Origin of the sequence: Legionella santicrucis, assembly GCF_001468135.1 — a bacterium.
Lineage (GTDB): Bacteria > Pseudomonadota > Gammaproteobacteria > Legionellales > Legionellaceae > Legionella > Legionella santicrucis.
Genome location: NZ_LNYU01000091.1, coordinates 583,596 through 597,159, shown reverse-complemented (window position 1 = coordinate 597,159; position 13,564 = coordinate 583,596). Strand labels below are relative to the sequence as shown.

Genomic DNA, 13,564 nt, shown 5'->3' with positions numbered 1-13,564 from the left:
ATCTGATTTTTAAAGACAAAACGATTGTCGTTATAACCCTTTCCCAGGCCCCTTCATACCCCCATCAGCAAATAAACATGGACTATATTGCAATTTAAAACGTATAAATTATAGTGCACATAATTTTTTATTTTTAAATGCTCAGTGAGATAGATTGGGGAGTTTGACTAACCTGGTTGTTTGTTTATACCTAAATACTGAGAAAAACCATTATTGTGATTCACGGATTTATTATGAAATTTTTTAAACGCTTATATGTTCAAGTTATTGCAGGAATTTTTATCGGTATTCTTTTAGGCATTGTAGCCCCAACACTAGCAGTCTCATTTAAACCCTTTGCCGATTTATTCATAAAGCTAATAAAAATGATGATTACCCCCATCATTTTTTTAACACTTGTTTCAGGTATTGCAGCAATGAGTGATTTAAAAACCGTAGGTAGAATTGGTGGTCTCTCACTCATTTATTTTTTGATAACAACTATTTGTGCCTTAGCTTTGGGGTTAGTAGTAGCCAATATAGTTCAGCCCGGCACAGGGATGAATATAGATCCGTCTTCTTTAAATATCTCCGAAGCACAATCTTATCTGGGTAAAACAGAGCAGATAAATAATATTCAGGATTTTGTTTTGAATATTGTGCCTGAAACTTTTTTTAGTGCATTTGTCCATGGAGAAATTCTGCAAGTGTTGTTTGTTGCTATTCTATTTGCATTAGGCTTGATGTCATACGGGAGTAAAGGAAAATTTATCTTAGAAAGCTTTGAGCACCTGACCAAAATATTTTTTAACATCATCCATGCGATGATGCATTATGCTCCTGTGGCTGCTTTTGCTGCTATGGCCTATACCGTAGGTCAATATGGCGCCCATTCTTTACTCGGATTGACTGAGTTATTGCTTTGTTTTTATTTAACCTGCATTGTATTTATATTAGTCTTACTGGGTAGCGTTCTCTATTTTGTTTTAGGCTTAAATGTCTTTAAGGTAATCAAGTATTTTAAAACCGAAATTTTTATCGTTTTTGCAACATCTTCTTCTGAAACCGTGATGCCAAACTTACTGGAAAAACTAACTGAATTAGGTTGTGATAAATCAGTGGTGGATCTGGTAATTCCTACAGGTTACTCTTTTAATTTAGATGGAACAGCGATTTATCTTACTCTCGCAGCTTTATTTATTGCCCAGGCAACCAACTCAAATTTGCCCCTTGAACAACAAATTTTTTTATTAATGATTATGATTATCAGTTCAAAAGGAGCAGCAGGTGTTACAGGTAGTGGTTTTATTATATTGGCCAGCTCTTTAGCCGCTGTAGGAACCATTCCTGTTGCTGGCGTAGTTATAATTCTTGGGGTAGATCGTTTTATGTCTGGAGGGAGATCTTTAACCAATATGATCGGTAATGCTATTGCTGCATTGATTATTTCAAAATGGCAAAAATCGATTAATATGAAAAAAGTTCACGAAAAACTAGTATAGAAAAACGGATTCTAATATTCACAATGTTTATTAAGCAAAATAGAGGATAATTTTGTAATATGTTCTTTTCCTGGTAAAAACTCAATTCCCCATAATGAGTATGATGGGTTATTACCTAGAGTGTAACGGCCATCCGCAAGAGTCAAGGGGGTGTACTGAGCAACAATCACATAATTGTCACTAAACCACGAAAATACAGCTAAATCACGTTGTTGCCCTGGAGTAAAACTTGCACTAGTGTGGCTAGAAAAAAGTGGAACTTGTGCCACGGACATTATAGAACCTCTTTTTAAAATTGGTGTATGAACCTCTTTAATAATGAGGCAATGGTTATTTTTTGCAATGACACGCCAATAAAAGGAACTTGCTAACGCTGGCATTGCGCGAATGCTTGTTAAGCGTAATTTTTGCTGCGCGGCGAATGCTTGTATGCTTTGAAGCGCACGTTGATGTTGTATGCTATTAAATAGCAAGAGAATGCTTGCAAATAACAAACCTAACATAATGCCCTTTTGATCTTGATGGATAACAGACCAAGCAATACCTAATATTAAAGGGATAGTAAATATCGGATCCACTATAGCAATAATATCCCAACTAATCCGTTTATAACTCACTGGCCATAGTAACACGGTACCGTAAGAAGTGAGTGCATCAAGAAGCCCGTGGGTAGCATAACCTACCAAGGCGGCACATAAAGTAAGTTTCCAACATGCTCTATAACGGGAAAAACACAAAAAGAATAGAGCCACCAATATTCCACCCACAGGAATAAACAAGAGTGAATGAGTAAAGTTACGATGCCACAGCTCCAAACTCATAGGATCATTTTTAAAACGAATAAAAATGTCCAGATCTGGTGCCATAGCCGCTAAAGCACCTACTTTCCAAGGAATATGCTTATTATATTTTCCAAAAATTGCTTGTGAACAGGAAGCGCCTAATGCTGCATGAGTAACAGGATCCATACCTTATCTCGCCAGTCTAGTTCTTTCAAAAAGGCCTCCCTTTGTTCTGCAAAAAAATGAATTGTCAACAACTCCCATGAATACTCAAAAATTATTCCTATATTTAATAACCCAAGTCAGGCAACATACCGAAAAGTATAAATTATTTTTTGGATTACTGAGTTGGAGTTGGTTTTGTAGCTAGCGAATTCTCAACACAATTATCAGCAACTTTATCGATACCCGCTTCATATTCATTATCAGTCATGTTATCTGATTGTTTAATAAGATCCATTAGTTTTGGCTGAGCGCACTGACAATAAGCATTAATGAGTTTTTTATCATCTTCTGTTTGTTGTGGCAAAACGACGTTCCATCTATCAAGACAATAATCATTAATGTCACTTTCTTTGGCTTTATTTAAAGTAATTTCATCTTCTAGAGAATCCATGGCATCATGCAATAACGTTCTTGACATACATAGCTGAATTGCTTTTTTTACCGCAGCATCATTATCTAAGGGTTGTTTTGCCGCACAACTGCAATATTTTTCACCAAAATTTTTATAATCTACTTTATCTTTTGCTTTATCAGCTTTTTTCATCCAAGCATCTGTACATATAGTTTGGAAATCTCCACTTTGTTGTTGAGCATCTGCATAAACAGTAAGAGAAAAAATCATTGTAAGAACAATAGCTGGTCCTTTTAGCGAGGAAAAGGTCATTATATATCACTCCTTTGGTTGAAAATGGTGTCTTCCCTAATTGAGGATAGCGTATGCATTACAGGTAATCTACTATTTTATCACCGCTCCCAAAACATCCCCCTATCCTTTTCTTTTAACATAGTAATAATAAATCCCAATATGAACAAACCATATGAAACCAGCTAAGAATATTTTTCTACCCTCATGGCTAAAAAATGGACCTATAAAACGTCTGGCTTTACTCGATTAATAGAGTAGAAAAAGTAGAGATCGCTATAAACGATTTCCAGGACAACCACAATGTGGTTCTAACTTTATTTCCTGTTTATGGTTTCTCGGCTTCGCTCAGATTTTGAAAGATCCAGAACAGGGAATCAAATAAAGTCCTTATCTCGACCCCACATTATTTATTTTTATTTTGAGAAAACGAAGGGTCTTTTTTTTCATCTTTAATTATTGAAGGTTCCTGAGTCAAATCAGTAATGTTGTTATTTAATAAATTTGTCGTCCTACAAGTAAAACGTAGCTGCATCTGAAAGTATTGATCCCTGCCTGAAAATTTTTTTAATGGCTCAACCCCATACTCAACCAACATCCTTTTAATAGTAGAGTAACATTTAGGATTCTCATACTGTGTCTCTCTTGCTAAATGAAGCAGTGAGTTTCCGTGCTCCGATTCATAACGTTTTACATCAGCCTTACATAAAAGTAATCTTTTGATTGCTTTAATATTCCCTTCTATGATGGCTTGCTTCAACCAATCAGACTCATTGGCAATGTTGGCTATTTTTTCTTTATTTTCGTTAGATAACTTTTTTAAATCTAATAAAATATCTTTATTAAATAGAATATTTTTCAAAAGAGGTGTAGATGCATGTTTAAACACTTCGTTATAGAGTGCAGCACTATTCTTATTTATTTTATAATTTAAAAGAGCATAGATTAATTCTGGTTGATTAGCCTCTAAGAGATGCTCGAGTGCCGCTTTATTTTCAACTTTTATAGAGAAGTCAGCTCCATATTTACAAAGCACTTTCAGAGTATTAATCATATCGTCTTTCTTATTTTCCGAAAAACACCCTATACGACTCTTCATCAAAGCTCTTAAGCACTCTGTAGCAGTCTTATCAATATCATCTCGTTTCCCCCCAAGAATGGGTGTGAAAAATAAAGAAAAAAACGATGTTTTTTCTTTATTTTCATTTTGACCCATGTGTTCGAGATATTTTAGATGTTTATCTAATACTGTATGGTTTAGGCACGCAGCTATATTATATAATACCTGTTTTTCATAATAGTTTAATAAAAGTGGATTGGTGTAAGTTTTATCTTTAGTATCCATCATAAGCGCTTTATAGTCCTCTTCAAAACGGTTATTTTTTTCTACTCCTAATAAATTAAATTCATTTTCAAAAGCTTTTGCCTGGTTCCCGTCCATTAAATTATTAATATATTCATGGAACTCGGCTAATAAATAGAACCTTAATTTCATACAATCCAGCATGACTTCATCTTGTGCTTTTTGAGGTGTCCTAATAGTACAAGATAGTATTTGTAAAGAAGGTTGATCTTGATTTACTGTCATAGGGATATGTGAAAATACAATCGTTTGCGGTGTGCTCATGATGGTACATTGTGTTGTTTCAATTAAAGACATCTCCTGAGATTGTTTTTTTCTTTTTCCACACAATTCGATAGTATGACTAATAATATTCAGATTATCTCTAATAAAGCTAAAATCATCACCAGAAGATGGCATCATGAGGCTGGTTCCGGGTAACAGTTTTGTTTTTGACTCCAGAAGGCTCTGAGGAATAATGCCAGCAAAACAAGATGTAATAATTGCATGTTTAAATCCACTGATATCTTGCATTATTTGTAAAAGTTCACCCGTTTTTTTTTGTGTATTGAAAAGATCAATCGTATGATTTTTGATTTTTATACCGCCATGCCCCCATATAATTAAATTATTTGCTCGTTCTAAGTCGCACACGTCTGAAAAATCTATCCAATTTTTTCCATCCCCAAGTATATGCACCGTCACATTATGCTGTTTGCAAAGTTCTTGTATTTTTCTGATCCCATTTTGGTGGCTGTTATCCTTTTCATTGTCTTTACCTACAATCACAATCAAATCTATTTTATTTTTATTGTGAGCACGGTTAACACGAAAAAATTCATTTTTTTCATTTTCTGACAAAATAAGAGGAACTGTTTTGATAGGAAGACCATGTTTTTCAAGTGTCTCTTTAACACCATTAGGCAGTTCAGAAAATTTTATTGTGGTATATCCCAGAAAGAAACCTTCATTCTCTGGGAACAATTTTTTGATATCATCAAGAGATAAATCAATTTTTTTTTTGTGCAATATTGAATCTTTTTTATAGTGCACTTCGATTTCATTTTTATTTTTTATAAAAATAAGTTCCTCATCTCCCACATCTTCCATGATATTCTTTGCAATTTGTGTGGTATCAACTGGCGTAATCTCAATTTCTTGCTCATTATCTTGAATCTCTGCAACCGTCATAAGTACGATATCTTTTTTTCTTATAACAAATTCGGATAATATTTCGTTAGGCATGTGGCATTTGACTAAATAATAATCTTTACCTTCAATTGGATGCCGATTTTTCAAGATATTTTGAGCGACTTCTTCAGCATGTGTTTTTAAGATGGGGTGGCTTATTACAAAAAGAGGTGTTTTTTTTTCCTTGCTCGATAATGATTTCACCACAACAAAATATCGTTCAGAATCATGCCCTTTTTCTTGCACAGATTGCATCATTACACCTCACTAAAAAGTATTCCTTTCATATAACAAAGCTGGACCCTTTAAGTATAGATAACTTTTTGGACACTTTCATTTGCTAGTCCTCTCAGTACAAAATGCTCCTGAAAAAAGATAAACCTGACAAAGACCTCCTTTTGAAATACTATAATCTCTATTGAATAAAATATATGCAAAACAATAATCATCATACCGAGGAAAATATGATAGAGATAAAGAAACTGAACGAATTACATGTAGAAGAATTGTCCACTTATCTCAATAATTATCAAGAAACCACGATGTTCATCAGGAACAATTTATATTACTCAGGAATCAATTACCAAGATGCGCCATTTCACGGAGAATATTATGGCTCTTTCGAGAACCATCAACTTAATGGAACTTTAGTTCATTATTGGAATGGGAATATAATGATGCAAGCTGAAAATTTTTCTATATTATCAGCATTAGTTGATGAATTTAAACTGAATAGAATAAGGCCTATTGCTGGAGTATTAGGAGAAGACTCTCAAGCCAGTTTTGTCATTGATAAGCTAGACTTGCAATCGCCTTCCCTATTCGCCGTCAATTATCAAGAAAAGCTTTTCTTACTTAATCTTGAAAAAATGATGATGCCTGAAACAATTCATACATATGACTGTGCCATTAAATCAGTACAAGATTGCCAAATAGATGTCATCAAAGAATGGCTTGTTGCTTATCATATAGAAGCACTTGGAGAAGATGTTAATAATCCCAAACTTGAAGAATCCATTATTAATGAAATTCAAGATAAACAGCTTAGCCAAAATCGATGGGTTTTATTTGTAAATAATACTCCGGTTTCACTGTGTGGATTCAATGCCCATTTACCTGATATTGTACAGCTAGGCCCAGTTTATACCCCTCTTTCTTTAAGAAATAAAGGTTTTGCCAGAACTGTTGTATCTCTTTGTTTAAAGCAAGCGGCTATGAATCAAGTCAAAAGAGCTATTTTATTCACCAATGAGAATTCTGCTATACGTGCTTATAAATCTCTTGGCTTTCAAGAAATAGGAAAATATCGATTAGCATTGTTTAGAAAATAATGAATAGTATCCTAAAATCGAATCCCGAAAATCTGATTTTAGGATGGTATCAAACTCAACATCCAGAAGTAGTTATAGCCACAGTTGGGGGTGATGTAGCACTGCTTGCTTGCGTGTATACAACAGTACAGTTCGTTTTAAGCGTATAAGTTGTCGCAGCACCTGAAGTAGATGCTGTAAACGCATTTGATACGTTCACTGCACTTGTAATACCCACAGCAGATGGATATCCAAAAACCAAACCAACGGTACTGCCTTCCATAGTAATTGAGCCAGTAGCCCCAGTTTGTCCCGTAGCTAAAGCCGCACCATGGGCAGTTACATTAGCTGAGTTGATTGCTCCAGCTAAACCATTCAGATCTGCAATATTAGCCTGTGTACTAAAGCTATAAAACTTAGGAATAGCATAAGCAGCTAAAATTCCTAATATGACCATCACTATAACAAGCTCAATTAATGTAAAGCCATTTTCCTTCTTCATTCAAACCCCTGTTTACTCATTTATTCTGGGCCCAAGTTATAGGTTATGATTCGGTCCTAGGCTAACCCCTAGGAACGAATCATAACAACATTAACACCCAGAAGTAGTTATAGCCACAGTTGGAGGTGATGTAGCGCTACTCGCTTGAGTGTATACAACAGTACAGTTCGTTTTAAGCGTATAGGTTGTCGCAGAGCCGGAAGTAGATGCTGCAAACGCACTTGATACGTTCACTGCACTTGTAATACCCGCAGCAGATGGATATCCAAAAACTAAACCAACTGTACTGCCTTCCATAGTAATTGAGCCAGTAGCCCCAGTTTGTCCCGTGGCTAAAGCCGCACCATGGGCAGTTACATTAGCTGAGTTGATTGCTCCAGCTAAACCATTCAGATCTGCAATATTAGCCTGTGTGCTAAAATCATAAAATTTGGGGATTGCATAAGCGGCTAAAATTCCTAATATCACCATTACAACAACTAACTCGATTAAAGTAAAACCTTTTTGTTTACTCATTTGAAATATCCTTATTTACTAGTGATTCTTTTTAAATATGCCAAAAATTAGTTACCATACAGTACAGCCCCAAATTTTCTTATCATGGCACCATTGGAACGAGTCCACCTTAAAAATAGCATTCCCCTGGTTACAGTATAGATCAATAACCATCTGTTGGGAGTACTTTGATTTAAAATAGTTCCTGCTACGCACGTTATAAATAAGCTGATGTTTTTTAGAGTCATATATCCAACTCCCAGGAACATTTTTTGCGCTTGAAGAATCTGCAGAACGCACATTAAATTGCCGAAATAAATCAGGCTTATTTAGAAAGGTACATTCTGGATTTTTGGTTTCAGAAAACGAACTTTGAAAACGCGCGAATTGCTGCATATTAAAAAGGGTACTCTGTACAGAAACCTCTTCAATAGAAGCTTGCATCAAATCTAAAAAACGTATAAATATGCCTATAAGAAGAACAACCAAAATGAATAAGACTACAATATGAACACTCGATAAGCGGTAGGATTTTTTCATGTTTGTCATTGTTGTTTCACCAAAGACGCTAAGTTCCATGTCGGCAAAAATACCCCCAACGCAAGAATTAATACCATGCCGCCGATAATCACGAGTAATATAGGCTCGATCGCGTCACTTAAACGAACAAGGTCATAGTTAACTTCACGCTGGTAATACTCTGCCACCTCATCAAGTAGATGATCAATGGTACCACTCTCCTCCCCAAGTACGATCATCTGAATAATTAGAGGAGGGAAAAGATGCGTTTTATCTATAGCTGCTGAAATTGTATTGCCTTTAGCAATTAAATCAGTAACTCCTTTGATTTGCTGAGACATATAAACATTATTGGTTGATGCACCAACCATCCGAATACCATCAACCGCGGTAATGCCTGCGCGTAATACTAAAGAAAGAAGCCGAGCAAACCGAGTAAGGAGTATGCGATGAATAAGCCATCCTATAATCGGAATTTTAAGTTGCAACTTCCCCCACTGAATTGCTCCTATAGGTGAATGTATATAAGATCGAATAGCCAATACAATTAATAGGATAATTCCAATCAATAAATACCAATAATGAATAATAAAATTAGATGTGGCTAAGAGAATACGTGTAGGTAATGGTAAAATCCCATGCATATTAGCATAAAGTTTAGCGAATGCAGGAATAACAAAAACATTAATGATAAGTAATGCAATAATAATGGCCCCGATCACCATTATGGGGTATCGTAAAGCTGATTTTACTTTTTTAGTAATATCTACTTCCATCTCAAGATATTCGGCAAGATGCAGAAAAATATTATCTAAATTACCAGTGTTTTCTCCAATAACAATTAAATTAAGGAAAAAATCTGAAAAAATTTTCGGGAATTGACCCATGGCTATATTGAGAGAACTGCCTTTATTGAGAGCAATCACTATCTTTTGCAGCGCATCAGCTAACGTTTTATTGCGTGTAGTATCGGCAAGCCGTGTTATTGCAGAAGCAACAGGAATCCCTGCGTGAATCAGTGAATACATCTGGTGACAAAATATATGCAAATCACCTAGAGTTACTTTAGGGACAAACCAATTTGTTTTGGAGGTTGGCGTAGTAAGCGATCTTTTAATTTGACTTGCAGAAATATCTAGCGGTATGAGGCCCTCACTGATCAGTTGGTTAGCAAGATCTTCTGCACTGAGTGCGTTTCGTTGACCGCTCAATGCTTTCCCCTGTTGATCTCGGGCGTTGAAATAATATTCTGGCATACGCTAGTCCCTTATCAAAATAATACTATACTCGTAATGACAGAAATTGTAGTTTGATAGAAAGCAAAACTTTGCCATAAAGCCCTAGCTTTACTACGTGATGTTCACACTACAATTTTTTAAACGATTATAACAGTACTCATCTCTATTTATCGTCTCATAAATTCTTCATCTAATTGTCCAACTACGCGAATGGCTTCACTAACTGAAGTGATACCTTTCTTCACGAGATCCAATACTGATTCGGATAAAGGGTGATAAGTTTCGCAAGCCAGTGCTGCTTTGACAAAACTGTTTGAGTCATTATGTCTTAAAGCGATTAACATGTCTTTATTTAACTCCAAAAGCTCATAAACTCCAGTCCGTCCTAAATATCCACGATAATTACAGGCAGAACATCCTTTGGCCTTTTTAAATGACAGATTTACATCGACTTTCATTGATTCAAGCCAAACGATTTCGTGAGGATCAAGTGGAGCATTGTTTATTATACAATTATCGCACAAATTTCGAACTAATCGCTGGCCAATGATTCCTTTAACAGCTGCTGCGACCATATAACCTTCTGAGCCCATATCAATTAAACGCATTGCCGAAGTCATTGCATCATTAGTATGTAATGTAGCTAATACCAAATGTCCTGTAATTGCAGCACGCATCGCTATTTGCGCTGTTTCAGCATCACGAATTTCTCCGACCATAATGACATCAGGATCCTGGCGCAACATGGCACGTAGAACCCGGGCAAAGGTAAGATCTATTTTGGGATTCACTTGCACTTGATTCACTCGTTCAATCCTATATTCAATAGGATCTTCAACAGTTAATATTTTACGTTCTGGAGAATTGATGCGCTGCAATACACTGTATAATGTAGTCGTTTTACCGCTTCCTGTAGGACCAGTAACAAGAAGCATCCCATAAGGTTTAGAATAAATATTTTCTATACGTTTAACTATCTTATGGTCTATACCCAACTGATTTAAATCAGTAATATGAGTGGATTGATCCAATAAGCGCATGACAACTGCTTCTCCATTCGCTGTAGGAAGTGTTGACACACGCACGTCAAATGATTTTCCTTTAATTTTAAAGTTAAAACGACCATCTTGTGGAATGCGTTTTTCAGCAATATCTAAGTGAGCACGGAGTTTTAAACGTTGAACCAAAGCACCTAGGATACGTTTTTCATCTAAAATATTTTCATTTAATATTCCGTCCACTCGAAAGCGAATTCGTAAAGAATTCTCACCAGGCTCAATATGAATGTCGGAGGCGCGTGCTTGAACAGCATCACGAAATAAAGAGTTTAAGAGTTTAACAACAGGGGCTTGTTCTTCACTTTCTTGTGCTTCATCAAATAAATCATCTTTTTGCTCCTTAAACTCTTCTAAAATTTCATGTGAAAGCTCATGAGCAAAATTCGTGATCTCTTGTGTACGGCGATAAACTCTATCGAACACTTTCAGCAAAGCCAACTCGCTGACTACAGCCATTTTAATAGGTTGTTTCAAGATTTTTGAGATTGCATCAAAGGCGTTAATATCTTGAGGATCAGACATTCCCACTATTAAAGCTCCATCTTCTTCTCCTATGATAAGAGCACGATAACGACGGGCATAAATTTCGGGTAAAAGATGAATAAGATTCTTATCTATTTCATAATGATTTAAATCGACATAAGTTATTTTAAGCTGATTGGCGATAAACTTTAAAACTGCTTCTTCAGAAATTACTCCCATTTCAACTAATATGTGACCTAATTTATCTCCAGATTTTTTTTGTAACTCAATAGCCTTATCCAAACTCTCTTGGGAAATTAACTTCTCCTTAAATAACAATTCGCCAAGTCTAATCCGTTCCATAATTATCCTTGTAAGACCTTCAATCGATTTTCAGCATAATCACGCACTGTTGGATCACTATCAGGATTTTGACTCGCACGAATATATGCTTCAATGGCTTGGTTGGCTTTATTATTATGCTCCAAAGCAATTGCATAACCTAACCAATAACGACCATCGTTCGGATCGACTTGTATCAAAGATTGATACAGACTTCCTGACTCACGAACTCGGCCTACAGATTGGAGTGCTGCTGCTAAAGTGCCGTAAAAATCAGGATAGGACATCATGGGGGGACGATATTTTGATAATAGGCTAATCGCATCCCTTGCTTTACCTTGATCAAGAAATATTCTTGCTTTGATAGTAATAAGAGCAGCATCAGCAGGAGCGTACCGGAGTCCTTCATTTACCACTTCCGTTGCTTGAGCAAAACTTCCATACGTTAAATAAAGTGAAGCTAAATTTTCTCGAACATCAGATGCGTTTGGTACCTTGACCAGAATTTCTTGTAATAGTGTTATCGCTTCTTCATCAAATCCTTTGTCTATGGCTTGAAGTGCTTTATTTAATTGAGCATCATGCCATTCTTCAATTGTCTGCGGGGTGTATACTTTATTTACACCTATTGAAGATGGCTCGCCTTGATTATCTACCCAGTTATTCAACTTATCCTCAACGCCTGGTAATTGAATGGCGGCCCGTTGTGATATTGAAGAAGTTACTGGTTCTATATAGCTTATAAGATTGACTGGCTCAGGCAGAATTACGACAGCTTCCGGGGTTTGTTGTACAATAGGTTCTGAGTTTATCTCGGTATTAAGGATGATTCCTTCTGTCTTGGATGTACTTTTTGCTGTTTTTACACTCATTTTCTCTACATGTTTATTAAACAAAAAACAGTAAAAAACAAATGCAATTACAAAAAGACAGAATAGCAAAATAATCTTATTCGATCTGCCTCTTCTTTGTGGCAATGCAGGCATGAATAAAGGCATAGCATGCTTAGTATGCTTTTGCTTTGCAAGATCATGTAACATTTCATTAAGCAAACTCATAGGTATAGTCCATAAGTCCAATACATCATAAAAAGAACGCTAAGCCCTAGCACTCCAATTCCAGAATAAATTAAGAATGAATAAATCCATTCTAAACGCGTAGAATTTAATGTATCAATTATCGCTCGTCGTACAGCGCGCCCATCAACTTGAGCCTTCCCTTGTCCATAAGCCACTAAAAGTGATTTATGACAAAGAATATTTAATAATCTGGGTAAGCCTTGGCTTGCACGATATAAACGTTTTTGAGCTGCTTGAGTAAAAATAGAACCATAAGTATATCCAGCGCGAGCCATCCTATGATTCAAATACTTATCCAGTTCATGGCGTGCCAAAGGTTGTAGATGATAGGAAAAAGTAATACGTTGTTTTAATTGCCGCAATCCAGATTGCTCCAACTTAGTATCCAGTTCTGGTTGGCCAAAAAGGACTACTTGTAGCAATTTATGCTCTTCAGTTTCTAAATTGGTAAGAAGTCGGACTGCTTCTAAAGATTCGTCGGATAAGGCTTGCGCTTCATCAATAATCAATACCGTTTTTTTTCCAGCTCGATGTAATTCTAATAAACAGCGATTAATCGCTTCAAGCAATTGATATTGTGTCCAGGCTTCATCTGGTTGCATCCCTAATTCTCGGGCAAGAGAAAGTCGTAAACCTTCAGCTGTTTGGTGCGGATTAGGAATGTAGGCAGTGACGTATTCTTCTGTTAAGTAATTGAGCAATAACCGACACAACAAAGTTTTTCCTGTTCCTACCTCGCCAATAATCTTAATAAAGCCTTCACCCTGAGCTAAACTAAGCAAAAGTACGTTTAAGGCTTCTTTGTGGGTAGGAAGCTCACAGAAAAACTCCGTGTTAGGTGTAAGCGTAAATGGCGCTTTATGCAATTTAAAATGTTCTAAATACATTGCTTCCC

General features: G+C 36.0%; 12 protein-coding genes. 2 read left to right on the top strand and 10 right to left on the bottom strand.

From position 1 onward, the window contains the following. Nucleotides 1–233: 233 nt before the first annotated feature. Nucleotides 234–1,481, top strand: a complete 1,248-nt coding sequence (gene dctA, locus Lsan_RS20425) for a C4-dicarboxylate transporter DctA (RefSeq protein ID WP_058515936.1) — start codon at nt 234–236, stop codon at nt 1,479–1,481. Nucleotides 1,482–1,492: 11 nt separating this feature from the next. On the opposite strand, the gene Lsan_RS20420 is transcribed toward dctA, so the two are convergent. From Lsan_RS20420 to Lsan_RS20410, 3 genes are all read right to left on the bottom strand, one after another. Continuing rightward, nucleotides 1,493–2,449 (bottom strand): metal-dependent hydrolase, encoded by a 957-nt coding sequence (locus tag Lsan_RS20420; protein WP_058515935.1) that lies wholly within the window; start codon nt 2,447–2,449, stop codon nt 1,493–1,495. 154 nt (nt 2,450–2,603) lie between these two features. Then, nucleotides 2,604–3,152: a hypothetical protein gene (locus tag Lsan_RS20415; protein WP_058515934.1), complete on the bottom strand. Its 549-nt coding sequence runs from the start codon at nt 3,150–3,152 to the stop codon at nt 2,604–2,606. Between the two features lie 385 nt (nt 3,153–3,537). Next, nucleotides 3,538–5,910, bottom strand: coding sequence for a hypothetical protein (locus Lsan_RS20410; RefSeq protein WP_157068331.1), 2,373 nt, complete (start codon nt 5,908–5,910; stop codon nt 3,538–3,540). Nucleotides 5,911–6,095: 185 nt separating this feature from the next. On the opposite strand from Lsan_RS20410, the gene Lsan_RS20405 reads away from it, so the two are divergent. After that, a complete protein-coding gene (locus Lsan_RS20405) occupies nt 6,096–6,995 on the top strand; it encodes a GNAT family N-acetyltransferase (protein ID WP_237762224.1) in 900 nt (299 codons plus the stop codon). Nucleotides 6,996–7,050: 55 nt separating this feature from the next. Here the strand turns inward: Lsan_RS20405 and Lsan_RS20400 are convergent, their stop codons facing one another. The 7 genes from Lsan_RS20400 to Lsan_RS20370 form a co-directional block, all read right to left on the bottom strand. Next, nucleotides 7,051–7,476, bottom strand: coding sequence for a prepilin-type N-terminal cleavage/methylation domain-containing protein (locus tag Lsan_RS20400; protein WP_058515932.1), 426 nt, complete (start codon nt 7,474–7,476; stop codon nt 7,051–7,053). Nucleotides 7,477–7,566: 90 nt separating this feature from the next. After that, nucleotides 7,567–7,992: a type II secretion system protein gene (locus Lsan_RS20395; RefSeq protein ID WP_058515931.1), complete on the bottom strand. Its 426-nt coding sequence runs from the start codon at nt 7,990–7,992 to the stop codon at nt 7,567–7,569. Nucleotides 7,993–8,043: 51 nt separating this feature from the next. After that, nucleotides 8,044–8,511: a hypothetical protein gene (locus Lsan_RS20390; RefSeq protein ID WP_133134262.1), complete on the bottom strand. Its 468-nt coding sequence runs from the start codon at nt 8,509–8,511 to the stop codon at nt 8,044–8,046. A gap of 5 nt (nt 8,512–8,516) precedes the next feature. Continuing rightward, a complete protein-coding gene (locus Lsan_RS20385) occupies nt 8,517–9,746 on the bottom strand; it encodes a type II secretion system F family protein (protein ID WP_058515929.1) in 1,230 nt (409 codons plus the stop codon). A gap of 149 nt (nt 9,747–9,895) precedes the next feature. Beyond that, complete coding sequence (locus Lsan_RS20380; protein ID WP_058515928.1) at nt 9,896–11,611, bottom strand: GspE/PulE family protein; 1,716 nt, start codon at nt 11,609–11,611, stop codon at nt 9,896–9,898. A gap of 2 nt (nt 11,612–11,613) precedes the next feature. Continuing rightward, nucleotides 11,614–12,648 carry a tetratricopeptide repeat protein gene (locus Lsan_RS20375; protein ID WP_058515927.1) on the bottom strand — a complete coding sequence of 345 codons (1,035 nt, stop codon included), beginning with the start codon at nt 12,646–12,648 and terminating at the stop codon, nt 11,614–11,616. Continuing rightward, nucleotides 12,645–13,556 (bottom strand): ExeA family protein, encoded by a 912-nt coding sequence (locus tag Lsan_RS20370; RefSeq protein ID WP_058515926.1) that lies wholly within the window; start codon nt 13,554–13,556, stop codon nt 12,645–12,647. The genes Lsan_RS20375 and Lsan_RS20370 overlap by 4 nt, the downstream gene beginning before the upstream one ends. Nucleotides 13,557–13,564: the final 8 nt, after the last annotated feature.

Coding starts and splice junctions, on each gene's coding strand:
- Lsan_RS20420 (WP_058515935.1), bottom strand. CDS start 2,449: ATGGATCCTGTTACTCATGCAGCATTAGGCGCTTCCTGTTCACAAGCA.
- Lsan_RS20390 (WP_133134262.1), bottom strand. CDS start 8,511: ATGAAAAAATCCTACCGCTTATCGAGTGTTCATATTGTAGTCTTATTC.
- Lsan_RS20405 (WP_237762224.1), top strand. CDS start 6,096: ATGCAAAACAATAATCATCATACCGAGGAAAATATGATAGAGATAAAG.
- Lsan_RS20385 (WP_058515929.1), bottom strand. CDS start 9,746: ATGCCAGAATATTATTTCAACGCCCGAGATCAACAGGGGAAAGCATTG.
- Lsan_RS20370 (WP_058515926.1), bottom strand. CDS start 13,556: ATGTATTTAGAACATTTTAAATTGCATAAAGCGCCATTTACGCTTACA.
- Lsan_RS20400 (WP_058515932.1), bottom strand. CDS start 7,476: ATGAAGAAGGAAAATGGCTTTACATTAATTGAGCTTGTTATAGTGATG.
- Lsan_RS20375 (WP_058515927.1), bottom strand. CDS start 12,648: ATGAGTTTGCTTAATGAAATGTTACATGATCTTGCAAAGCAAAAGCAT.
- dctA (WP_058515936.1), top strand. CDS start 234: ATGAAATTTTTTAAACGCTTATATGTTCAAGTTATTGCAGGAATTTTT.
- Lsan_RS20380 (WP_058515928.1), bottom strand. CDS start 11,611: ATGGAACGGATTAGACTTGGCGAATTGTTATTTAAGGAGAAGTTAATT.
- Lsan_RS20395 (WP_058515931.1), bottom strand. CDS start 7,992: ATGAGTAAACAAAAAGGTTTTACTTTAATCGAGTTAGTTGTTGTAATG.
- Lsan_RS20415 (WP_058515934.1), bottom strand. CDS start 3,152: ATGACCTTTTCCTCGCTAAAAGGACCAGCTATTGTTCTTACAATGATT.